The organism is Ensifer sp. ENS07 (genome assembly GCF_014852185.1).
Classification (GTDB): Bacteria; Pseudomonadota; Alphaproteobacteria; order Rhizobiales; family Rhizobiaceae; genus Ensifer; species Ensifer adhaerens.
Genome location: NZ_JACVBE010000004.1, coordinates 404,114 through 425,256, shown reverse-complemented (window position 1 = coordinate 425,256; position 21,143 = coordinate 404,114). Strand labels below are relative to the sequence as shown.

Sequence of the window (21,143 nt, the reverse complement as noted above, 5' to 3'; positions counted from 1 at the left end):
GCCAGGAAAGCTCCAGGGCCGCATCCAACATCACAATTGACGGCAATTATTTATTGTTTTACGATAAAAATACAAGTGAAACGATAAGGGACTTTGTATGACGAACTCCGCCGAGAGGCTGCGCAAGCTCAGCCGCTTCATGAAGCTCATGATCATATTGTGCGGAGCGTTGTTCTGTTCGGCGGTCGTCTACACGCATTGGCAGATCTTCTTCGACCGGCAAGGCTTCGAACAGGGCGTTCGCGACATCGTCTTCCCTCGGGTCGAGATCATCACTCTGTCCTATCGAGCCATCGGGACCGTCGCCTTTCTGACTGCGATCAACAACGCGCTCGTCATTGCCGGCCTCGCATTCGCCTGGCAGCTTTTCGACAGCTTCCAGCGCGGCGAGATCCTGTCCGGCCGCAATGGCGTGCTGTTGCGGCGGGTGGGACTGACCGCCCTTTTCGGCTCGCTGTGCATGACCGTCAGCAATGGGATCGGCATCCTCGCTGTCACCTATGACAACCCGGGCACCACGGGACATGCGGTGATGTTCGACATCAATGGCGGCACGATGATCGTGCTTCTGATGGCCGGGCTCGTCGTCGGCCTCGGCCATGTCATGGTCATCGCATCGGGGGTCGAGGCGGAGAACAGGAGCTTCGTCTAGCGCATGCCGATTGTCGTCAATCTCGATGTGATGCTGGCGAAACGCAAGGTTCGTTCACGCGATCTTGCCGAACAGGTGGGGATCACCGAGCAGAACATCTCGCTGCTGAAATCCGGAAAAGTGAAGGGCGTGCGCTTCGACACGCTGGAAAGGATCTGCGCAGCACTCGACTGCCAGCCGGGCGATATCCTGGAATACCGCCCGGACCCGGACTAACGATCAAAGACCGATTTCATGCTTCCACGGCGGGCTGGCGCCTGCGCGCGAGACCGTGACGGCCGCCGCCTTGGCGCCGAGCGCCAGCGCGTTGCGAACGGCGGTTTCAGTGAGGCCGGCGACATCGGCCTTGCTCAGGAGACCGGCGAGCTTCAGCGATGCCAGCACGCCGGCATCGAAAGTGTCGCCGGCACCGACCGTATCGACCACGGTCACGCGCTCACCGGCAACCTCGACCTTGTGGCGGGCGGTATAACCGACGGCGCCATCGGCGCCCTTGGTAATCAGCACCAGCTTCGGGCCGCGCCTCAGCCATTCGGCCGCGAGATCGTCGTGACTTCCCTCCATGCCGAACCAGGCGAGATCCTCGTCGGAGAACTTGATGATATCGGACATCGCCGCCATGCGGTTCATGCGGGCGAGATGAGCCTCTCGGTCCTTGATGAAACCGGGGCGGATATTCGGATCGAAAGAAATGACCCGCTTTTCATGCTCGCGCGTCATCAATGCTTCGTAGGTCGAGCCGCAGGGCTCGGGGATGAGGCTGATCGCGCCAAAATGCAGTGCCTCACAGAAATCGCCGAGCGTTGGCAGGTGCTCGCGGGTGATCATGCGGCCGGCAGTGTTTTCATCGAAGAAGGCGTAGCTGGCATGGCCGTTGACCAGCTTGACGAAGGCAAGCGTCGTGTGCAGCGACAGCGTCGCGCAGGGGCCGAAATCGACATTCGCTGCCTTCAGCGTGTCGCGCAGGATATCGCCGAACATGTCGTCGGAGAGACCCGTGAAAAATCCGGTCTGGATGCCGAGGCGGCCAAGGGCGATCGCCGTGTTGAAGATCGCGCCGCCGGCATAGGGCGCAAAGGCACTCTCGCCCGCGGTCGTGTCCCGCGGCAGCATGTCGATCAGCGCTTCTCCGCAGCATACGATCATCGGCTTATCCTCCTCGACAGATTTTCAATCGATTTAAAAATTATGACTGAAGACGCTACGAGGCCCCGGCAGAACCGGGGCCTCGCCAGAGATTACGCCAAGGCGCTGACGCCGCCGTTGCGGCCCGACCAGGCGAGCGGCGCGTTGAGGAAGGCCTCGACCTCACCGAGCGTCTTTTCGTCGAACAGCTTCTGCTCGCGGGCGACCGCAAGCACGTTGCGCCATGTGGCGATCCAGTGCAGGTCGACGCCCTTGCCTTTCATCTCGCCGACCGCTTCCGGGAAGATGTCGTAGTAGAAGAGCGCAATGCCGTGGTCGACGATGCCACCGGCTGCGCGGATCGCGTCGATGAACTTGAACATCGAGCCACCAGCCGTCGTCAGGTCCTCGATGACGAGAACGCGGGCGCCTTCCGGCATATGGCCTTCGATCTGGGCGTTGCGGCCGTGGCCCTTGGGCGCCTTGCGCACATAGATCATCGGCAGACCGAGACGTTCGGCAAGCATGGCGGCGAAGGGAATGCCGGCGGTTTCGCCGCCTGCAACCACGTCGAACTTCTCAAAACCGGCTTCGCGCAGGATCGACGCTGCAGCAAAATCCATCACCGCCGAACGGATGCGCGGATAGGAAATCAGCTTGCGGCAGTCGATATAGACGGGGCTCGCCATGCCGGACGACAGCTTGTAGGGCTTGTCGGCGCTGAAATGCACGGCCTTGATCTCCCAGAGCATCTTGGCGACCAGCTCGGCCATGACGGCCTTGTCGGTGAACGCGTTGGAAAACATCAAACTCTCCTTCAAAACTTCAAGCGATCAAACGACGGCCCAGTGCAGCGGGAACATCGGATCGAAGACGGTGACCGGACCGGCACCGGTCTCGATCTTCTTGGGATAAGTGACAGCCTCTGCCTGTTTCCTGAGCGTGATCGTTTCCTCGTTCACCGGCAGCCCGTACCAGGCGGGACCGTTCAGCGAGGCGAAGGTTTCGAGCTTGTCGAGCGCGCCCTCCTCCTCGAACACATGCGCCAGGCAGCTCATGGTGTTGATCGAGGTGTAGATGCCGGCGCAGCCGCAAGCGCATTCCTTCAGCGGATCGACGTGCGGTGCGGAGTCCGTGCCGAGGAAGAAGCGCTTGTCGCCGGAGACGGCAGCCGCGCGCAATGCCAGGCGGTGGTTCTCGCGCTTGGCGACCGGCAGGCAGTAATAGTGTGGCTTAATCCCACCGACGAGAAAGGCGTTGCGGTTGATGATCAGGTGATGGGTGGTGATCGAACCTGCAAGGTTCGCCTTCGACGCCTTGATGTAGTCGATGCCGTCCTTGGTAGTGACGTGCTCCATCGTCACCTTCAGTTCCGGCAGGCGCTTGCGCAAGGGATCGAGCACGGTCTCGATGAACACGGCCTCGCGGTCGAAGATGTCGACATCAGAGCTGGTGACTTCGCCATGCACGCAGAGCGGCAGGCCGATCTTTGCCATGCGCTCCAGCACCGGCATCGCCTCGTCGATGTTGCGCACGCCGCAGTGCGAGTTGGTCGTCGCACCTGCCGGGTAGAGCTTGACCGCCTTGACGAGACCGCTCTTGTGGCCGGCTTCGACGTCGTCGGGATTGGTGCCTGCGGTCAGGTAGAGCGTCATCAGCGGCTCGAACCGGTCCCCGGCCGGGATCGCCGAGACGATACGTTCGCGATAGGCGGAGGCGTCTGCGGTCGTGACGACAGGCGGCACCAGGTTGGGCATGATGATCGCGCGGGCGAAATGGCGGCTGGTATCGGCGATAACGCCCTTCAGCATGTCGCCGTCGCGCAAATGAAGGTGCCAATCATCCGGGCGGCGGATAACGAGGTCTTGCATGGTCAGCGTTCTCCTAGGTCAGAGCAGGCGCAGACGGAAAACCGCAGCCCCGGGCTCGCGCCCGATCCGCGCGCGCAGCTTTGCGAGCCGGCGGGTACGCGGGTGGCGGGCGGTTTCTCATGTGGTGGAACCGCGTCTCGATATCACCAATGCGCCCGCAAACACAATCCGCAATCCGACCATCGCTCAGAAATCCGCAAGCACCAGATCCGCCGCCCGCTGATGGTCGACCACGCGATGCGCGTTCGGGATGTCGTTACCGAGAGCCTTGCGCTTCGCCGCCTCCTCGTCATAGCCGTGATCGGACCAGCGCTGCAAAAGCCGCCGCTCCAGTTCTGCCACGCCGGGATTGATGAAGATCGAGAAATCGAAGGCGCCTTCGAGCCCGTCCCACGGCGCCTCGTCGAGCAGCAGGTAGTTGCCCTCGACCAGGATGATGCGGGTCTCGGGCGCAACGATCCTGGCAGAGGCGATCGCGATCTCGCGCGAGCGGTCGAAGACCGGAACCAGCACCTCGCCGTCATTGGCGCGCACCGCGGCGACCGTCGAAAGAAAAGCCCTGACGTCGAATGTCTCCGGCGACCCCTTCCGTGGGAGGAGACCTTTTTCCTCAAGAACGGCATTGTCCATGTGGAAGCCGTCCATCGGCAGAACCGCCGCCCTTTCGCCGCCGGCAACCAGGGTTTCGGCCAGCGCCTCGGCCAGCGTCGACTTCCCGGCACCGGGCGGCCCGGCGATGGCGACGACGAAGCGGGCGGCACCAGCCGCCCGTTTCAGGATTTCGTTTGCAATCGGCTCGACATTCATGCCGCAAGCGCCTCGCGCGGCGGCTCCTTCGCCCCGGTCATGAAGGCAACCGCATCCGACATCGTATGCTCCTTCGGATTGATGACACAGAGCCGCTTGCCGAGACGGTGAACGTGGATGCGGTCGGCCACCTCGAATACATGCGGCATGTTGTGCGAGATCAAGACGATCGGCAGGCCGCGCGAGCGCACGTCGAGGATCAGCTCCAGCACCCGCCGGCTTTCCTTGACGCCGAGTGCCGCCGTCGGCTCGTCCATGATCACCACCTTGGAGCCGAAGGCCGCGGCCCGCGCCACGGCCACGCCCTGGCGCTGGCCGCCCGAGAGCGTTTCCACCGCCTGGTTGATGTTCTGGATCGTCATCAGCCCGAGCTCGGACAGTTTCGCCCGCGCCCGCTTTTCCATTTCCGCGCGATCGAGGGTGCGGAAGAGCTTGCCCATGATGCCAGGTTTGCGGATTTCGCGGCCGAGGAACATGTTGTCGGCGATCGACAGCGCCGGCGACAGCGCCAGGTTCTGATAGACCGTTTCGATGCCGGCTGTTCGCGCTTCCATCGGCGAACGGAAGTTGATCAGTTGGCCCTCAAGCCGGATCTCGCCCTCATCCGGCGTGATGGCGCCGGAGATCGCCTTGATCATCGAGGACTTGCCGGCACCGTTGTCGCCAATCACGGCGAGGATCTCGCCGGGATAGAGATCGAAATCGGCATGATCGAGGGCGGTGACGCGACCGTAACGCTTGACCAGGCCGCGCGCGGTGAGAATGGGTTCCTGAGCCATCAGCCTGCTACCTTTCTGATCCATTGGTCGATTGCGACGGCGGTGATGATCAAGACGCCGGTGAGGAAGACTTTCCACTGCGGATCGGCGCCGAGCATGTTGAGCCCCATGGAGACGACGCCGACGATCATCGCGCCGATCAGTGTGCCGAGGATCGACCCGCGGCCGCCGAAGAGCGAGATGCCGCCGATAACAGCTGCGGTGATGGCCTGCAGATTGTAGTCGGTGACGGCTGCAGACGGCGAGATCGAGCCGTTGCGGCCGATCGAGACCCAGGCGGCAAGTGCCGCGATCAGGCCGGCAAGCGTATAGGCACTCAGAAGCACGCGGCTGGTGCGGATACCCGAGAGCTTCGCCGCCTCCGGATCGTCGCCAACGGCATAGAGGTGGCGGCCCCAGGCGGTGTGATTGAGCGCGTACCAGAGGCCGAAGACCAGCACAACCATCATCACCACGCCGAGCGTGAAGACGGCGGAGCCCACCTTGAAGCTGACGCCGAAGAGGTGGAGCATCTGGGTGACGGCCGTTACGTCGGCCTCGCGGATCGTCGCGTTGGCCGAATAGATGAAGTTCGTCGACATGATGACATACCAGGTGCCGAGCGTGACGATGAACGGCGGAAGCTTGACCCTGGAGACGAGGAAGCCGTTGAGGAAGCCGCAGGCGCCGCCGACGACGAAGCCGATGAAGATCGCGATCGGTGCCGGAAGGCCGTAGGTGACGGCGCAATTGCCCATGATCACAGCCGACAGCACCATGATGACACCGATCGAAAGATCGATGCCGGCGGTCAGGATCACCAGCGTCTGTGCGGCACCAAGAATGCCGACGATGGCGATCTGCTGAAGGATCAGGGTCAGGGTGTAGGACGAGAAGAACTTACCCCCGATGGCGATGCCGAAGATCAGGATCGCTGCAATCAGCACGATGAACGGCACGGCGGCCGGCGTCGAATGCAGGAAATGCTGGATCTTCTGGACCGCTGTCTTGTCATGCGTATCGAACGACGCGACCTGCGTCGAACTGTTGACCAGGACTTTTTCGAATTCCTGGGATGGCTGCGCGGCTGTGTTGGGCTCGCCCATGGACCTTCCTCCCGTGAACCCCACTCCCAAGGGGTTGCGATGGTGTCGTGCACAGCCCGCCCACAATGACGCGGGCAATAGCACTCTTTAAAAGCTGCGCGGTTTTCGTCGCCTTGTCAAAGACATCGGCGCTTACGCGAAGGGCGGCCGGGGCCGCCCTTCCGTTGCCTTTACATGGTGACGGTAGAAGGCGGGCAATCAGCCCCAGCACTTCTCCGTGCCGACCTTGGTATCGATCGATTCGACGCCGGCTGCCGGCTTGTCGGTGACGAGCGAGACGCCGGTATCGAAGAAGTCCTTGCCTTCCGTCGGCTTCGGCTTCTCACCGGTGTCGGCGAACTTCTTGATCGCCTCGATGCCGAGAGCCGCCATCATCAGCGGGTACTGCTGCGAGGTTGCGCCGATGACACCTTCGGCGACCGACTTGACGCCCGGGCAACCGCCGTCGACCGAAACGATCAGCACGTCCTTTTCCTTTCCGACGGCCTTCAGCGCCTGATAGGCGCCGACGGCGGCCGGCTCATTGATGGTGTGGATGACGTTGATATCCGGATCCTTCTGCAGAAGGTTCTCCATCGCCTTGCGGCCACCTTCCTCGTTGCCGTTGGTGACGTCGTGGCCGACGATGCGCGGATCGTCCTCGTCGCCGATCTTGTTCGGATCCTTCGTGTCGATGCCGAAGCCCATCATGAAGCCCTGGTCACGCAGAACGTCGACTGTCGGCTGCGACGGCGTCAGGTCGAGGAAGCCGATCTTGGCGGTCTTGGCACCATCACCCATGGTGGCGGCGGCCCATTGGCCGATCAGCTTGCCGGCGAGCAGGTTGTCGGTGGCAAAGGTCGCATCGGCGGCGGTTGCCGGATCGAGCGGCGTGTCGAGCGCGATCACGAGCAGACCGGCTTCCTGCGCCTTCTTGACCTGATCGACGATCGCCTTGGTGTCGGAGGCGGCGATCAGGATGCCTTTGGCACCGTCTGCAATGCAGGATTCGACCGCAGCCACCTGGCTGTCATGGTCGCCGTCGATCTTGCCGGCATAGGACTTCAGCGTCACGCCGAGTTCCTTGGCCTTGGCAGTCGCGCCCTCTTTCATCTTGACGAAGAAGGGATTGGTGTCGGTCTTGGTAATCAGGCAGGCGCCGACATCGGCGGCTTGCGCGGGCATGGCGAAGACAACGCCAAGCGACAGCGCGCCAAAAGCAGCGGAAAGAACAGTCTTCTTCATGAAATCCTCCCAAGGATTGAAAATCGTGCCGGCGGACCGGCCCTGGCTACACCACCGCAGCATTCTCCTCCGCTGCAACTGGCGCTTCCGAGACAAAAACAAACACTAAATTTCCGGGGTGTCAATAAATAAATCAAATTGAATTATTATTTCGATGTGGCATTGTTGGGATGACAGCGCTCCACCGGAGGATTGGCGCGCCGACCAAATTGACAGAGCCGCGACAAGTGGAAACAAGAGACCTGCGCCAAGCGGGCGGCAGAACGGGATGAGGAACTATGCAGGCGGTTTGCGCCCGCATCCCGCTCACATAATCCAATGCCAACGGGAGGAGACGGTGGCATGTCACTGACAGACGGCCCCGACCGGGGACCGACGCAACCTGAAGTCATCGATCCGAGCGGCGGCGCCAACCAGACGCGCGTGCGCGCCTATAACGAACGGCTGGTCATGTCGCTGGTCCGGCGCCACGGCGGCCTCTCCAAGGCCGACATTGCCCGGCGCTCCGGCCTGTCGGCGCAGACCGTTTCGGTGATCATGCGCGCGCTCGAAAGCGACGGCCTTCTGGTCAAAGGCGATCCCGTCAGAGGCAAGGTCGGCCAGCCCTCGACGCCGATGCGGCTCAACCCAGACGCGGTCTATTCCTTTGGCGTCAAGATCGGCCGGCGCAGCGCCGATCTGGTGCTGATGGATTTCGTCGGCAACATCCGGCTGCATCTGCACCACGTGCATGCCTACCCACTGCCCGGCGACCTCGTCGATTTCATCATTTCCGGCATGGCGAAGCTCGAACAGCAGCTTGGCCCCGACCAGCGCAAGCGCATCGCCGGCATCGGCATCGCCACCCCCTTCGAGCTCTGGAACTGGGCCGAAGAAGTGGGCGCGCCGCGCGAAGAGATGAACAGGTGGCGCGACGTCGACCTGCAGGCGGCGGTCGCTGCCCGTACCACCTATCCGGTGTTTCTGCAGAACGACGGCACCAGCGCCTGCGGTGCCGAGCTCGCCTTCGGCGTCGGCGCCAGCTATCCGGATTTCGTCTATTTCTATATCGGCTCGTTCATCGGCGGCGGTGTTGTGCTGAACTCCGCACTCTTCTCCGGGCGAACAGGAACGGCTGGCGCCGTCGGTCCGCTGCCGGTCTCGGGCAAGGACGGCAAGACCATCCAGCTGCTCAAGATCGCCTCGGTCTTCGTGCTCGAAAACCTCTTGCGCGAACGCGGCATCGATCCGCGGCCGCTCTGGTACTCGGCCGACGACTGGATCGACTTCGGCGAACCGCTCGACATCTGGATCGACGACTGCGGCGCAGCCCTCGCCCAGGCCGTCGTCTCCGCCGTTTCGATCGTCGACTTCTCGGCCGTCGTCATCGACGGCGGCTTCCCGCCCTGGGTGCGGGCGCGGTTGCTTTCCGCCACGCGCAAGGCGCTCTACGACCTCGACCTTCAGGGCGTGACTATTCCCGAACTGGTGGAAGGCATGGTCGGCAGCCATGCGCGCGCCATCGGCGGCGCGAGCCTGCCGCTCTTTTCCCGCTACCTGCTCGACACCAATGTCCTCTTCAAGGAGCTCGGCTGATGCTGAAAGGCCTAAACCCGATCCTCAGTCCCGAACTGCTCGCAACGCTGCGAGCGATGGGCCACGGCGACGAGATCGCGCTGGTGGATGGCAACTACCCCGGCCAGGAACATGCGCGCCGTCTCATCCGGCTCGACGGGCACCCGCTGATCCCCGTGCTCGACGCTATCTTGAGCGTCTTGCCGATCGACGATTTTGTGCCCGAGGCGATCTTCCGGGCCACTGTCAAACAGGACAAGGACACGCTCGACCCGGTCCACCAAGAGATCGTAGCGTGCTGCGGCAAGCACGAACCGAACCGCCGCGTTGTGCCTCTGCTCGGCGCCGATTTCTATCCGCGCGTCAGGGCCGCCCACACTGTGGTCCAGACGAGCGAGCCACGGCTTTACGGCAACGTCATCCTGCGTAAGGGCGTGATTTATCCCTAAGACTTCGCACACAACGAAAAAAGCCCGCCGGCGAACCGGCGGGCCTTGCATTTCATCAAGTGAAATCCGCGCCTCAGGCGCCGCGCTTGTCGATCGACAGCGCGCCCGGGCCAAAGGCGGCGAGCACGAGGAAACCACCGGCGACCGAGATGTTCTTCATCATCATCAGGCTGTTGAAGACGCTCAGCAGGCCGTTGGCTTCCGGCGGGAAGGTCGGAATGTTGATCGCACCGCTATGGAAGACGAAGGCGGTCACGAGCGTGAAGGCCGCCAGCAGGTAGGCCGCAATCTTCGTCTGGAAACCGACGAGAACGGCAAGACCGGCAACCAGTTCGAAGGCGCCGGCGAGATAGGCAAGCAGCGTCGGCGCGGGCCAGCCGGCACCGGTGATCATTCCGGCGGTCGCCGACGGATCGGTGAGCTTGCCGAAACCGGCCGTGATAAACATGATCGAAAGCAGGATGCGTCCGACGAGGACGACAACATTCTGAGACATGGAAGACTCCTGTGAGAAACGGTTCGTTGGCAACAGAAGTATCAGTATTTTCAAAATCATCTAGCCGTTGCGCGGGCGACAGATCGTTCACAAAAATGAAACGCCGATGACGCATCGTCAACCTTCTATCGGCCACTTCTCGACGCAGGACTGCAAGACAATGCGGAACTACAACGACGACGCCTCGTTCTTTTATGTTGCAACGACGGAGCGGCTGGGCGAAGAATTTCGGCGCGGCAGGGGACGCCGCGCGGGGGAATGTCATGAACGAAATCAACAGGAGCCCGGCATTCTGGCGCTCGTTTCCGATCTTTGAAGAATTCGACAAGGACGCTATCGCCGAACTTGCCAATATCGCAACCTATCGGAAATGGCCGGCCGGCACCGTGATCTTCCAGCGCGGCGACGAAGGCAACTACATGATTGTCGTCATCTCCGGGCGCATCAAGCTGTCGCTGATCACGCCGCAGGGCCGCGAACTGATGCTGCGCCAGCACGAAGCCGGCGCGATCTTCGGCGAGATGGCGGTGCTCGACGGTCAGACCCGTTCGGCCGATGCGACCGCCACGACCGCCTCCGAGGGCTATGTAATCGGCAAGAAGGCCTTTCTCGACATCGTCACCAATCGACGGGAGGCGGCCGAAGCGGTCATCCGCTTTCTCTGCGCCCAGCTTCGCGACACGACGGAGCGGCTGGAAACCATCGCGCTTTACGACCTCAACGCCCGGGTGGCGCGCTTCTTCCTCGCGACCCTCCGGCAGATCCACGGCAACGAATTGCCGGAAAGTGCCAATCTCAGGCTGACCATGAGCCAGACGGACATCGCCGGCGTGCTCGGCGCCAGCCGACCCAAGGTCAACCGCGCCATCCAGTGGCTTGAGGAGAGCGGCGCGATCAAGCGCAACGAAGGCATCATCGCCTGCAAGGTCGGTCGCCTGCAGAGCATCGCTGACCCCGAGGAGGACTAGACCGCATGGTCGTTGAGCCGCGCCGGCGTTTGCGTTTCACGCCGCTCGCCGGCGGTTGCCTCACGAGCCTGCTTGCGGCCATAGCACTCTATCTCTACGCCGGACCGCTGTTCGAAACCCAGCGCGAGTTGTTCTTCGACAGTCTGACGCAATGGGTTCCTGCCCCCCAGTCGCCCGACCTCGTCGTCGTCGACATCGACCGGCAGGCCCACCAGTCGCGCCCTTCGGGTGAATGGGACCGGACAGCGACCGCCGAGCTTCTGTCGCGACTCGCGACCGCGGGCGCCAAGGTGATTGCAGTCGATTTCGTCTTCAGCGCCGATTGCGACCCCAGCTCCGACGGCAACCCGGCGCTTGCCGCAGCACTTTCGAAGACCGCCGTCGTTCTCGGTTTTCTCGTCGCCGATACGGTGCAGGAGCGGCCGCGTCCCGTGCCGCCGCTGGCGCTCAGCCGACCCTTCACCGCGCCCGAACTGTGGTTTCTCGACGGCGCGGAAACGTCATGCCGGGCCTTCATGGATCAGGCGAGTGCGGCGGCGGCCTCGTTTCTCGTCGGCGACGAGGATGCGCGCATACGCCGGGTTCAGGCCTATGCCATCCTCGGCAACGACGCCTATCCGACGCTGGCGATCGAAGCGGCCCGGCAGATGCGGAGCGGCGGCACGCCCATCCTCGGCGGCCAGCCGGCCTGGATGCGCATCGACGGGCAAACGATCTTGCTCGACGACACCGGAAGCCTGCGTTTCGTCGCAAGTCCCCAGGAACGGCTCAGCGAACGTACGGTTTCGGCGGCCGACGTCTTGTCCGGCAAGGCTTTGCCCGAGCGCTTCGCCGGCAAACTCGTGCTGATCGGCAGCAGCCTGCCAAGCCTCGGAGGCCTCAGACCGAGCGCCTCGATGCCGCTCGAACCCTCGGTGCAGATCCACGCCGACATCGCCAACGCGATCATGACCGGCTTCGTGCCGCAGCGCGACGGCCGATTGCCGCTTGCCGAAGCCGTGGCCGCACTTGTCGCCGGCCTCGGCATCGCCTTTGCCGCCACCCGCCTGCGGCCGCTGACATCGGCGGCGCTCGGCCTTTGCACCGTCGCCGCCGCGGTCGCTGCAGCTGCCGTCGTCTACGATGCCAGCGGCTGGCTCATCGATGCCGTCAGCGTCTCGGTCGCGCTTATTGCCGTCCTCGCGGTGACCAGCGTCCTGCAATTTGCCCAGGTGCGGCGCGCGGAAGCGACGGCCCGGCAGAAGTTTTCGCAATATCTGCCGCAGTCGGTGGTCGCCCGCTACATCGACAATCCCGGACTTGCCCGCATGGCTGGCGAGGAGCGCCAGGTGACCGCGCTCTTTACCGACATCGAGAGCTTTTCCACCCTGTCGCAGAGGCTCAAGCCGCGGGCGCTCATCGCCCTGCTCGACATCTATTTTGCCGAAGTCAACGCGCTGGTGGCCGACCATGGCGGCATGGTCGACAAGGTGGTGGGCGATGCGGTGCACGCGTTCTTCAACGCCCCGGAGGATCTGGCTGATCATGTCGACAGGGCCATCGATTGCGCCAAGGCGATCCATGCGCTGACGGAAGAGATGCGCAGGCGTCCGCAGTTCGCCTCCAACGGTTTCGGCCGGACGCGGATCGGGATCGAGACCGGACCGGCCGTCGTCGGCGAGGTCGGCGCCGGCGGCAAGCTCGACTACACGGCCCACGGCGATGCGATCAATCTGGCGGCACGCCTTCAGGAGGCAAACAAGTTTCTCGGCACGGCGATCTGCGTCGGGCCCGCTGCCGCTCAGGAAAGCAAAAGGCCGCTTCGCCCGCTTGGCAGCCACGAGATCCGCGGGTTCTCGACGATGGAACTGTTCACGGTCGCCGACTGAGGCGGCGCGCCGTCTGCACCCGCCGCTTCGGATAATGTCGGCGTCAGCTCAGCGCGTCAGGCCGACGCTGGCATAGGCCTCCTTGATGCGCGCCTCGCCCCAGTTGGCGGGCTCGCTCGGGGCGTCCCCGCGATGATGAAACTCCACCCCCTGCCCCGCAGCGACGATCTTGGTTACGCCGCCGCGCGCGACCGAAACGCTTCCATGTTCGACAAAGACGGCAAAGGCGGCCCGGCTCGGACCACAGAAGAACTTGGTGCCGCGCACGCCGATCATGCCGAAGGCCGTGCGGACGGCGACATCGACCTTCGGCAACCCCTCAGGCCGGTCGAAGACCATGCGACCCGTTCCAAGCTCGAGCGTGCCGCCCTGCCCGGCAATGAAGCTATCGACGAGCAGTTCGGTTTCGGCGCCAAGAAGCACGCGCGTATCCGTGCCCAGATTCAAGGTTGCAAAACTCTCGGCGTTCGTGTGCACGCGGTCGTTCTCGAACAGCTGACCGCCGACGGCGAGTGGCTTATCCTTTTTTGCCTGCCTCAGCCGGACATCGCCGCGGATCTCCGTTGCCTCGCCAAGGGCTGAGCCTGCCCAGGCGGGCGTAGCACCACCGCCGACCGCCGTCAGCAACAGACCGCCGACGACGACGCGCCGGCTCACCAGCATCTTGCGCATCGACGCTGCCAGATCTTCCATCGCTTATCTCCCGTATCGCTGCCGCCTTGCGAGGATAGCCCCGGCGCTCCCGGATGCAAGCGGGCGCAGGGCCGGCCCGCAGCAGTCCCTCGCCACTTCGCCCGAGCTTTCGTTGCCGGGCTGTTCCCGCCGGAACAGCCGTCTCCAACGAGCAGGGATAAGTTCACCGTCAAGAGAAGGGAGAGCTTCATGGAAAATCGCAGCGCATCCGGCACCCGCATCATCAACGCCGTATTCCTGGCTGTCGTCAGCTTGCTGGCGGTTGCTGCGATCGCACTTCCTTCAGCCCGCGCCGCCGAGCTTTCCGCAGCCGACGTCTGCGACCGCGAGGCAGGCAGCATTTTCGACCTGCAACGCAATATGGCCTTCCCGGCCGTTGCCACTGAGGACATCAAGATCGGCGTCGCGCTGTCGGCCTGCCGCGAGGCCTATAACCAGAAGAGTGGCGCCCGCACCGAGTTTCAGCTGGCCCGCGTTCTCGACAAGGCCGGCCAGAAGATCCAGTCGCAACGCATTCTCGGCGAAGCCGCCGAACATGGCCACGCGCTGGCCATGACCAACTATGCCGTTCTCGTCGGCGAAGAAGGCGATACCGCCACCGAATTCGCGCTGAACCAGAAGGCCGCCGCCGCCGGCAACATTCTCGCCGCCTACAATCTCGGCGTCTCCTATCGCGACGGCATGGGAACCTCGGTCAACGGCGAACTCGCGATCGCATGGTTCGAGCGGGCATCCCTCGCCGGCGACGACGTCGCCGCCTTCAATCTCGCGGTCATCCTGGACGAAGGAAAGCTGGTCGCTGAGGACAACGCGAAGGCCGCCAAGTTCTACCGGCTGGCCGCCGACAGGGGCAATGTCGATGCCATGGTCAATCTCGGCCTGATGCTCGAGAACGGCGAAGGCATCAACAAGGACATCCCTGCGGCACGGGAAATCTTCCGCAAGGCCGCCAATGAAGGCGATGCGTTTGCCGGCCAGAAGCTCGCCGCACTCAGCGTAAGCGATGGGTTTGAGACAGCCATGCTCCCCAAGGCAAGCCGCATCAAGTAATCGAACACGCCTCCCAAGGGCCACGCGGGTCGGAGATCCCATGATCTTCGGCCCGCGTTTTCGTTTAGAACACCCCCTAAGAACGCGACCGACTAGCGGATTTCGCCTGCCTGCGGCCCCCAGGTATCGGTGAGCGCGAAGCCATCGGCCAACGGATCGAACGGGTCGAGCGCCACCTGGTGCAGACCGAAGGTCCAGCCGCGACCGGCAATGGTCGGGATGATCGCCTCGCGACCGGCAACAGTCGTGACCCCTTCGAGGCCCACTTCGAATTCCGAACCGATGATCGAGCGGGACTTCAGGACGTCACCGACCTTGACCTTGCCGCGCGCATGCAGCGTCGCAAGGTTGGCGGAGCTGCCCGTGCCGCAAGGCGAGCGGTCGACGCGGCCCGGCCACATCGTGGTGCAGGTGCGGATCGTGCCGTCAGCCTCGACATCGCGGAACATCACATAGGCGACGCCCTTGATCTCCGGGATTTCCGGATGAACGACGGGGATGGTGCGGTTGACGATGTCCTTCAGGATCATGCCGGCTTCGACGATCTCGCGGGCGTTCGCCTTGTCGATCGTGGTACCGATCTGGCCGACATCGACCAGGGCGTAGAAGATGCCGCCGTAGCAGAGATCGAGCTTGATCTTGCCCCACTTCGGCGTCTCGACCTCGACGTCGAGCTCATGCACGAAGGACGGCACCATCGTCAGCTTCACCTTTTCGCAGCGGCCGTCGCGGCAGGTGGCGGTCGCCTTGACGAGGCCGGAGGCAGTGTCGAGCATGACGACGGTCTCGGGTTCCTTCATCTCTATGATGCCGGATTCCAAGAGCGCGGTCGTGACGCAGATCGAGTTCGAGCCGGACATGGCATGGGCCTGGTCGGCCTGCAGGATGATGAAGCCGGCATCGGCTTCCGGCCGCTTCGGCGGCACCAGAAGGTTGACCGACCCGATCGAGCCGGAGCGCGGCTCCAGGCACAGGAACCGGCGCAGGCTGTCATCGACCGTGTTGATGTGGTTGAGCTGCTCGGCGATCGAGTTGCCCGGGATCTTCGGCACGCCGCCGATCGCGACCTTGCCGATTTCACCCTCGCAATGAACGTCCAGCAACTGGATCGTGCGCTTCCACCGCATGCCGTTTCTCCAACGCGTTTGCCATAGCCTTAGCGGCGACCATGGCTGATATATCAGATGCGCCTGCATTACCGCTTTCCGCGCGCGCCCGCAAGAAAAACCGCGGGCCGCAGTTCGTCTGTCGAGCCCAAAGATGCGGCTTGACGCACGCCCGTCGGCGCGACAGCTTGGGCCAATCGGACGCAACCCTCTGGAACTCCATGACAAAGCTGATCATCTTCACCGACCTGCATATGGTGCCCGAGGGTACGACAATCATCGGCCTTGACCCCCATCAGCGGCTGGCCAACGGCATCGCGCATGTCAACCGCTACCATGCGGACGCAGACCGGGTGGTCTTCATGGGCGACCTCACCCACTACGCGGACCGCGCGTCCTACGAGCGCCTGAAGCGGCTCATCGATCAGCTTACGCCGCCGGTCGCCATCACCATCGGCAATCATGACCGGCGCGAGGTGTTCCGCGACGTCTTTGCCGATGCCGAGACCGACGAGAACGGCTTCGTGCAGCAGGCGATCGATTTTGCCGACTGCCGCGTCCTCCTGCTCGATACGCTGTTTGCCCCGCCCTATGATTATCCGACCAGCCATGCCGGCGTACTTTGCGCCAAGCGGCTCGCCTGGCTCGACCGGCAATTGGCCGATGCCGGCGACCGGCCGGTGCTCATCTTCATGCATCACCCGCCGCACAGGACCGGCTTTAGCGGCATGGACATGATCCGGCTCGCCAACGAGGCGGAGTTTTATGATCTCGTCAAACGGCACGGCAATGTCCGGCACATCTTCGCCGGCCATGTGCACCGCACGATCAGTGGTTCTTCCCGCGGCATTCCCTTCTCGGTCTTCAAGAGCCCGGTGCACCAGCAGCCGATGCCCTTCGACGCACCGGACGCGTCGCTGTCGGTCGACGAGCCGGCGGCCTATGGCATCGCTGTCGTGACCGCCGATGGCGTGCTGGTGCATACGGAGGACTACGAGATCGCTCGCCGGGATGCCGCCATCGCGTAAGGCCATTTCGAACGCACGGCCTTCATGCTAGTTTGACGGCATGACCGAACCCGTATCCCTCGACGAAAGCTTCGATTGCCAGAGCTGCGGCGCCTGCTGCGCCTATTCGGCCGACTGGCCGCGTTTCTCGCTGGAGACGGACGAGGAGCTCGACCTGATCCCGGCGGAGTATGTGTCCGCCGATCTCGGTGGCATGCGTTGCGAGGACGATCGCTGCTTGGCGCTCAACGGCAAGCTCGGCGACCATGTCGGCTGCAAGATCTACGCGATCCGACCGATCGTCTGTCGCACCTGCATGCCGGGCGATGACGAGTGCCTGATGGCCCGCGAGAAGCATTTCGGCAAGGCCGCATAACACCGGATCATCCGGCGATATTGCGAACATTCCGCATCCTCTGCGGCGCCGTGCGCGTGGGACGGTGAAACATTCCGCCAAAGATCAAATTTGCCGGATGGATGTACGGCGAAAGGAAGCGTATTTTCCGCCCACGATCGAGGGCGCGCCGCGCCTTCAAAACCGCTTCCCGGAGGATAGCGCTCGATGAGCCAGACACCGCTTCACAAGACCACTGCAGAGACCGGCGCGCCTCAGGCTCCCTTTGCCGAGTTCGCCCCGCCAGTCCGACCGCAGAGCACGCTGCGCCAGGCGATCACCGCCGCCTACCGCCGGCCGGAAACGGAAGCGCTGCCGGCGCTGGTCGAAGCCGCAACGCTCGACGCCACCACCCGCGCGGCCGCCGCCAAGACGGCGCGCAAGCTGATCGAAGCGCTACGCGCCAAGCACAAGGGTTCGGGCGTCGAAGGCCTCGTGCAGGAATATTCGCTCTCCAGCCAGGAAGGCGTGGCGCTGATGTGCCTGGCCGAAGCGCTGCTGCGCATTCCGGACACCGCGACGCGTGACGCGCTGATCCGCGACAAGATCGCCGACGGCGACTGGAAGTCGCATATCGGCGGTGGCCGCTCGCTGTTCGTCAACGCCGCCACCTGGGGCCTCGTCGTCACCGGCAAGCTGACCTCAACCGTCAACGACCGCAGCCTTTCCGCCGCGCTCACCCGCCTGATCGCCCGCTGCGGCGAGCCGGTCATCCGCCGCGGCGTCGACATGGCAATGCGCATGATGGGCGAACAGTTCGTCACCGGCGAAACCATCGACGAGGCGCTGCGCCGTTCGCGCGCACTCGAGCAGAAGGGCTTCCGCTATTCCTACGACATGCTCGGCGAAGCGGCGACGACGGCTGCCGACGCGGAGCGTTACTACCGCGACTACGAGCAGGCGATCCATGCCATCGGCAAGGCATCGGCCGGCCGCGGCATTTATGAAGGCCCCGGCATCTCGATCAAGCTTTCGGCGCTGCACCCGCGCTACGCCCGTTCGCAGGCGTCGCGTGTCATGGATGAGCTTCTGCCGAAGGTGAAGGCGCTCGCCGTTATCGCCAAGAAATACGACATCGGCCTCAACATCGACGCCGAGGAAGCCGACCGTCTCGAACTTTCGCTCGACCTGCTCGAAGAACTCTGCCTCGACAAGGATCTCGCCGGCTGGGCCGGCATGGGCTTCGTCGTCCAGGCCTATGGCAAGCGCTGCCCCTACGTGCTCGACTTCATCATCGACCTTGCGCGCCGCGCCGGCCGCCGCGTCATGGTGCGCCTCGTCAAGGGCGCGTACTGGGACGCCGAGATCAAGCGCGCGCAGCTCGACGGTCTCGAAGACTTTCCGGTCTATACCCGCAAGATCTACACCGACGTCTCCTACATCGCCTGTGCCAAGAAGCTGCTGGCCGCAACCGACGTGATCTTCCCGCAGTTCGCGACCCACAACGCCCAGTCGCTGGCGACCATCTACGAAATGGCCGGCAAGGACTTCAAGGTCGGCAAGTACGAGTTCCAGTGCCTGCACGGCATGGGCGAGCCGCTCTATGACGAGGTGGTCGGCAAGGGCAATCTCGACCGTCCCTGCCGGATCTACGCGCCGGTCGGCACCCATGAGACGCTGCTGGCTTACCTCGTTCGCCGCCTGCTCGAAAACGGTGCGAACTCCTCCTTCGTCAACCGCATCGCCGACCCGAAGGTCTCGGTCGACGAACTGATTGCCGATCCGGTCGAGATCGTGCGCGCGATGCCGGTCGTTGGCGCACCGCACGACCAGATCGCGCTGCCCGACAACCTCTTCGGCGACACGCGCCGCAACTCCGCCGGTCTCGACCTTTCGAACGAAGCCGGCCTGACTTCGCTGACCGCAGCGCTCCAGGCAAGTGCGACGGTTAACTGGAAGGCCGTTCCGCAGTTGGCAACGGGGCCCGCCTCCGGCGAAACCCGCGCCGTCGTCAACCCCGGCGACCACCGCGACGTGGTCGGCTCGGTCACCGAGGCATCGGAAGCCGACGCCCGCCAGGCAGCGACGCTTGCCGCCAAGGCCGCCGCGAGCTGGGCCGCCGTCTCGCCCGCCGAGCGCGCCGCCTGCCTTACCCGCGCTGCCGACCTGATGCAGGCGCGCATGCCGACCCTGCTTGGCCTCATCGCCCGCGAAGCCGGCAAGTCGCTGCCGAACGCCATTGCCGAAGTGCGCGAAGCGATCGACTTCCTACGCTACTACGCCGAACAGACGCGTCGCACGCTCGGCCCGGCTCACAAGGCGCTTGGTCCCATCGTCTGCATCAGCCCATGGAACTTCCCGCTGGCGATCTTCGCCGGCCAGATTGCCGCCGCGCTCGTCGCCGGCAACCCGGTGCTGGCGAAGCCCGCTGAAGAAACCCCGCTGATCGCCGCCGAAGGCGTGCGCATTCTGCACGAGGCCGGCATTCCAGCCGACGCGCTGCAGCTGCTCCCCGGCGACGGCCGCATCGGTGCGGCGCTCGTTGCCGCGCCTGAGATCGCCGGCGTGATGTTCACCGGCTCGACCGAAGTCGCCCGCCTGATCCAGGCGCAGCTTGCCGATCGACTGTCGCCCGCCGGCCGGCCGATCCCGCTGATTGCCGAAACCGGCGGCCAGAACGCCATGATCGTCGACAGCTCGGCACTTGCCGAACAGGTCGTCGGCGACGTCATCGCCTCGGCCTTCGACAGCGCCGGCCAGCGCTGCTCGGCGCTGCGTGTACTCTGCCTGCAGGAAGACGTTGCCGACCGCACGCTTTCGATGCTGAAGGGTGCGCTGCATGAGCTCAAGATCGGCCGCACCGACCGGCTCTCGGTCGATGTCGGCCCTGTTATCACCGCTGAGGCCAAGGGCATCATCGAGAAGCACATCGATGCCATGCGCGGCCTCGGCCGCAAGGTCGAGCAGATCGGCCTTGCTTCCGGCACCGAACAGGGCACCTTCGTGCCGCCGACGATCGTCGAGCTCGACAAGCTCTCGGACCTCAAGCGCGAAGTCTTCGGTCCGGTTCTGCACGTCATCCGCTACCGCCGCGACGATCTCGACCGGTTGATCGACGACATCAACGCCACCGGCTACGGCCTCACCTTCGGTCTGCACACGCGCCTCGACGAGACCATCGCCCACGTCACCTCGCGGGTGAAGGCGGGCAACCTCTACGTCAACCGCAACGTCATCGGCGCCGTCGTCGGCGTTCAGCCCTTCGGCGGACGTGGCCTCTCCGGCACCGGCCCGAAGGCTGGCGGCCCGCTCTATCTCGGCCGCCTCGTCGCCACCGCCCCGGTCCCGCCGCAGCACAGCTCGGTTCACACCGATCCTGTTCTGCTCGACTTTGCCAAGTGGCTCGACGGCAAGGGTAAAAAGGCGGAAGCCGAAGCCGCCCGCACCGCCGGCAGCAACTCGGCCCTCGGGCTTCACTCGGAACTTCCGGGCCCGGTCGGCGAGCGCAACCTCTATGCGCTGCATCCGCGTGGCCGCGTGCTGCTGGTTCCGACCACCGAAACCGGCCTCTACCACCAGCTGGGTGCCGCCCTTGCGACCGGCAACACCGTCGTCGTCGACGCGGCTTCCGGTCTGCAGGCTTCGCTGAAGGATCTGCCGGCGAGCATCGCCGCACGCCTTTCCTGGTCGAAGGATTGGGCCGCCGACGGTCCGTTCGCAGGCGCGCTCGTCGAAGGTGACGGTGCCCGCGTGCGCGAAGTCAGCAAGACGATCGCCGGCCTTCCCGGCCCGCTCGTTCTCGTCCAGGCGGCTTCGAGCGAAGAGATCGTCAAGAACCCCGACGCCTATTGCCTGAACTGGCTGCTCGAGGAGGTCTCGACCTCGATCAACACGGCAGCGGCCGGCGGCAATGCCAGCCTGATGGCGATCGGCTGATCGGTTCCATATCTTGCGAAGCGCCCTCTCCCCGTCGTGGGAGAGGGCTAAACTGACTGACATTTCACCAATAGGGCGTCCTCGCCCCTGCACTCGTTCCGGGACAACGGCGAAGTGTGTGCGGTCTCCATCGTGACCG

The 21,143-nt window shown here is 64.0% G+C and carries 21 protein-coding genes and 1 pseudogene; 12 read left to right on the top strand and 10 right to left on the bottom strand.

Going from position 1 to position 21,143, the window contains the following annotated elements; all coding sequences use genetic code 11:
* Positions 1-97 precede the first annotated feature (97 nt).
* On the top strand, positions 98-652 hold the full coding sequence (locus IB277_RS17015) for a DUF2975 domain-containing protein (RefSeq protein ID WP_060581837.1): 555 nt from the start codon (positions 98-100) through the stop codon (positions 650-652).
* Between the two features lie 3 nt (positions 653-655).
* Positions 656-868 (top strand): helix-turn-helix transcriptional regulator, encoded by a 213-nt coding sequence (locus IB277_RS17010; protein ID WP_090295046.1) that lies wholly within the window; start codon positions 656-658, stop codon positions 866-868.
* Between the two features lie 3 nt (positions 869-871).
* On the opposite strand, the gene IB277_RS17005 is transcribed toward IB277_RS17010, so the two are convergent.
* From IB277_RS17005 to IB277_RS16975, 7 genes are all read right to left on the bottom strand, one after another.
* Positions 872-1,798, bottom strand: a complete 927-nt coding sequence (locus tag IB277_RS17005) for a carbohydrate kinase (protein WP_192371323.1) — start codon at positions 1,796-1,798, stop codon at positions 872-874.
* Between the two features lie 92 nt (positions 1,799-1,890).
* Positions 1,891-2,583 (bottom strand): orotate phosphoribosyltransferase, encoded by a 693-nt coding sequence (locus IB277_RS17000; RefSeq protein ID WP_043618867.1) that lies wholly within the window; start codon positions 2,581-2,583, stop codon positions 1,891-1,893.
* Positions 2,584-2,610: 27 nt separating this feature from the next.
* Positions 2,611-3,648, bottom strand: coding sequence for a dihydroorotase (gene pyrC / locus IB277_RS16995; RefSeq protein WP_090295048.1), 1,038 nt, complete (start codon positions 3,646-3,648; stop codon positions 2,611-2,613).
* 186 nt (positions 3,649-3,834) lie between these two features.
* Positions 3,835-4,455, bottom strand: coding sequence for a nucleoside triphosphate hydrolase (locus IB277_RS16990; RefSeq protein ID WP_090295050.1), 621 nt, complete (start codon positions 4,453-4,455; stop codon positions 3,835-3,837).
* Positions 4,452-5,234, bottom strand: a complete 783-nt coding sequence (locus IB277_RS16985; protein ID WP_034797240.1) for an ATP-binding cassette domain-containing protein — start codon at positions 5,232-5,234, stop codon at positions 4,452-4,454. Before IB277_RS16985 ends, IB277_RS16990 begins: the two co-directional genes overlap by 4 nt.
* Positions 5,234-6,319, bottom strand: a complete 1,086-nt coding sequence (locus IB277_RS16980; protein WP_034797242.1) for an ABC transporter permease — start codon at positions 6,317-6,319, stop codon at positions 5,234-5,236. Before IB277_RS16980 ends, IB277_RS16985 begins: the two co-directional genes overlap by 1 nt.
* A gap of 198 nt (positions 6,320-6,517) precedes the next feature.
* Positions 6,518-7,543: a sugar ABC transporter substrate-binding protein gene (locus IB277_RS16975; RefSeq protein WP_034797243.1), complete on the bottom strand. Its 1,026-nt coding sequence runs from the start codon at positions 7,541-7,543 to the stop codon at positions 6,518-6,520.
* Between the two features lie 342 nt (positions 7,544-7,885).
* Here IB277_RS16975 and IB277_RS16970 point away from each other — a divergent pair, with 342 nt between their 5' ends.
* Together IB277_RS16970 and IB277_RS16965 are read left to right on the top strand one after the other, a co-directional pair.
* The gene (locus IB277_RS16970) at positions 7,886-9,118 is read left to right on the top strand and encodes an ROK family transcriptional regulator (RefSeq protein WP_034797247.1); all 1,233 of its coding nucleotides are present in this window, start codon (positions 7,886-7,888) and stop codon (positions 9,116-9,118) included.
* The gene (locus IB277_RS16965; RefSeq protein WP_060519841.1) at positions 9,118-9,546 is read left to right on the top strand and encodes an RbsD/FucU family protein; all 429 of its coding nucleotides are present in this window, start codon (positions 9,118-9,120) and stop codon (positions 9,544-9,546) included. Before IB277_RS16970 ends, IB277_RS16965 begins: the two co-directional genes overlap by 1 nt.
* Before the next feature lie 73 nt (positions 9,547-9,619).
* Here IB277_RS16965 and IB277_RS16960 read toward each other — a convergent pair whose 3' ends face one another.
* Positions 9,620-10,042: a DoxX family protein gene (locus IB277_RS16960; RefSeq protein ID WP_034797251.1), complete on the bottom strand. Its 423-nt coding sequence runs from the start codon at positions 10,040-10,042 to the stop codon at positions 9,620-9,622.
* A gap of 106 nt (positions 10,043-10,148) precedes the next feature.
* On the opposite strand from IB277_RS16960, the gene IB277_RS16955 reads away from it, so the two are divergent.
* The 3 genes from IB277_RS16955 to IB277_RS16945 are packed head-to-tail and all read left to right on the top strand — an operon-like array spanning position 10,149 to position 12,878.
* Complete coding sequence (locus IB277_RS16955; RefSeq protein WP_143034208.1) at positions 10,149-10,358, top strand: hypothetical protein; 210 nt, start codon at positions 10,149-10,151, stop codon at positions 10,356-10,358.
* A complete protein-coding gene (locus IB277_RS16950) occupies positions 10,306-11,010 on the top strand; it encodes a Crp/Fnr family transcriptional regulator (protein ID WP_034797255.1) in 705 nt (234 codons plus the stop codon). Before IB277_RS16955 ends, IB277_RS16950 begins: the two co-directional genes overlap by 53 nt.
* Before the next feature lie 5 nt (positions 11,011-11,015).
* The gene (locus IB277_RS16945) at positions 11,016-12,878 is read left to right on the top strand and encodes a CHASE2 domain-containing protein (protein ID WP_090295054.1); all 1,863 of its coding nucleotides are present in this window, start codon (positions 11,016-11,018) and stop codon (positions 12,876-12,878) included.
* A gap of 48 nt (positions 12,879-12,926) precedes the next feature.
* Here the strand turns inward: IB277_RS16945 and IB277_RS16940 are convergent, their stop codons facing one another.
* Positions 12,927-13,550 carry a FecR domain-containing protein gene (locus tag IB277_RS16940; protein ID WP_089043361.1) on the bottom strand — a complete coding sequence of 208 codons (624 nt, stop codon included), beginning with the start codon at positions 13,548-13,550 and terminating at the stop codon, positions 12,927-12,929.
* 210 nt (positions 13,551-13,760) lie between these two features.
* Here IB277_RS16940 and IB277_RS38915 point away from each other — a divergent pair.
* Both IB277_RS38915 and IB277_RS38910 read left to right on the top strand, forming a co-directional pair.
* A pseudogene (locus tag IB277_RS38915) lies at positions 13,761-14,306 on the top strand (sel1 repeat family protein); the annotation flags it as partial.
* Positions 14,283-14,621 carry a tetratricopeptide repeat protein gene (locus IB277_RS38910; protein WP_309139233.1) on the top strand — a complete coding sequence of 113 codons (339 nt, stop codon included), beginning with the start codon at positions 14,283-14,285 and terminating at the stop codon, positions 14,619-14,621. The pseudogene IB277_RS38915 and the gene IB277_RS38910, both read left to right, overlap by 24 nt.
* A 92-nt stretch (positions 14,622-14,713) precedes the next feature.
* On the opposite strand, the gene IB277_RS16930 is transcribed toward IB277_RS38910, so the two are convergent.
* Entirely contained in the window at positions 14,714-15,748 is a 1,035-nt protein-coding gene (locus IB277_RS16930) for a proline racemase family protein (RefSeq protein ID WP_060581832.1), read from the bottom strand.
* A 200-nt stretch (positions 15,749-15,948) separates the two neighbouring features.
* Between IB277_RS16930 and IB277_RS16925 the strand changes: the two genes are divergently transcribed.
* The 3 genes from IB277_RS16925 to putA all read left to right on the top strand — a co-directional run bounded on the left by IB277_RS16925 (position 15,949) and on the right by putA (position 21,004).
* Positions 15,949-16,755, top strand: a complete 807-nt coding sequence (locus tag IB277_RS16925) for a phosphodiesterase (protein ID WP_034797261.1) — start codon at positions 15,949-15,951, stop codon at positions 16,753-16,755.
* A gap of 40 nt (positions 16,756-16,795) precedes the next feature.
* Positions 16,796-17,110, top strand: coding sequence for a YkgJ family cysteine cluster protein (locus IB277_RS16920; RefSeq protein ID WP_034797263.1), 315 nt, complete (start codon positions 16,796-16,798; stop codon positions 17,108-17,110).
* Positions 17,111-17,296: 186 nt separating this feature from the next.
* Positions 17,297-21,004 (top strand): trifunctional transcriptional regulator/proline dehydrogenase/L-glutamate gamma-semialdehyde dehydrogenase, encoded by a 3,708-nt coding sequence (gene putA / locus IB277_RS16915; protein ID WP_090295057.1) that lies wholly within the window; start codon positions 17,297-17,299, stop codon positions 21,002-21,004.
* Positions 21,005-21,143: the final 139 nt, after the last annotated feature.

Excerpts from the sequence above, each read along its gene's own strand:
- IB277_RS17015 (WP_060581837.1), top strand. The coding sequence starts at position 98 with ATGACGAACTCCGCCGAGAGGCTGCGCAAGCTCAGCCGCTTCATGAAG.
- IB277_RS17010 (WP_090295046.1), top strand. The coding sequence starts at position 656 with ATGCCGATTGTCGTCAATCTCGATGTGATGCTGGCGAAACGCAAGGTT.
- IB277_RS17005 (WP_192371323.1), bottom strand. The coding sequence starts at position 1,798 with ATGATCGTATGCTGCGGAGAAGCGCTGATCGACATGCTGCCGCGGGAC.
- IB277_RS17000 (WP_043618867.1), bottom strand. The coding sequence starts at position 2,583 with ATGTTTTCCAACGCGTTCACCGACAAGGCCGTCATGGCCGAGCTGGTC.
- pyrC (WP_090295048.1), bottom strand. The coding sequence starts at position 3,648 with ATGCAAGACCTCGTTATCCGCCGCCCGGATGATTGGCACCTTCATTTG.
- IB277_RS16990 (WP_090295050.1), bottom strand. The coding sequence starts at position 4,455 with ATGAATGTCGAGCCGATTGCAAACGAAATCCTGAAACGGGCGGCTGGT.
- IB277_RS16985 (WP_034797240.1), bottom strand. The coding sequence starts at position 5,234 with ATGGCTCAGGAACCCATTCTCACCGCGCGCGGCCTGGTCAAGCGTTAC.
- IB277_RS16980 (WP_034797242.1), bottom strand. The coding sequence starts at position 6,319 with ATGGGCGAGCCCAACACAGCCGCGCAGCCATCCCAGGAATTCGAAAAA.
- IB277_RS16975 (WP_034797243.1), bottom strand. The coding sequence starts at position 7,543 with ATGAAGAAGACTGTTCTTTCCGCTGCTTTTGGCGCGCTGTCGCTTGGC.
- IB277_RS16970 (WP_034797247.1), top strand. The coding sequence starts at position 7,886 with ATGTCACTGACAGACGGCCCCGACCGGGGACCGACGCAACCTGAAGTC.
- IB277_RS16965 (WP_060519841.1), top strand. The coding sequence starts at position 9,118 with ATGCTGAAAGGCCTAAACCCGATCCTCAGTCCCGAACTGCTCGCAACG.
- IB277_RS16960 (WP_034797251.1), bottom strand. The coding sequence starts at position 10,042 with ATGTCTCAGAATGTTGTCGTCCTCGTCGGACGCATCCTGCTTTCGATC.
- IB277_RS16955 (WP_143034208.1), top strand. The coding sequence starts at position 10,149 with ATGACGCATCGTCAACCTTCTATCGGCCACTTCTCGACGCAGGACTGC.
- IB277_RS16950 (WP_034797255.1), top strand. The coding sequence starts at position 10,306 with ATGAACGAAATCAACAGGAGCCCGGCATTCTGGCGCTCGTTTCCGATC.
- IB277_RS16945 (WP_090295054.1), top strand. The coding sequence starts at position 11,016 with ATGGTCGTTGAGCCGCGCCGGCGTTTGCGTTTCACGCCGCTCGCCGGC.
- IB277_RS16940 (WP_089043361.1), bottom strand. The coding sequence starts at position 13,550 with ATGCGCAAGATGCTGGTGAGCCGGCGCGTCGTCGTCGGCGGTCTGTTG.
- IB277_RS16930 (WP_060581832.1), bottom strand. The coding sequence starts at position 15,748 with ATGCGGTGGAAGCGCACGATCCAGTTGCTGGACGTTCATTGCGAGGGT.
- IB277_RS16925 (WP_034797261.1), top strand. The coding sequence starts at position 15,949 with ATGACAAAGCTGATCATCTTCACCGACCTGCATATGGTGCCCGAGGGT.
- IB277_RS16920 (WP_034797263.1), top strand. The coding sequence starts at position 16,796 with ATGACCGAACCCGTATCCCTCGACGAAAGCTTCGATTGCCAGAGCTGC.
- putA (WP_090295057.1), top strand. The coding sequence starts at position 17,297 with ATGAGCCAGACACCGCTTCACAAGACCACTGCAGAGACCGGCGCGCCT.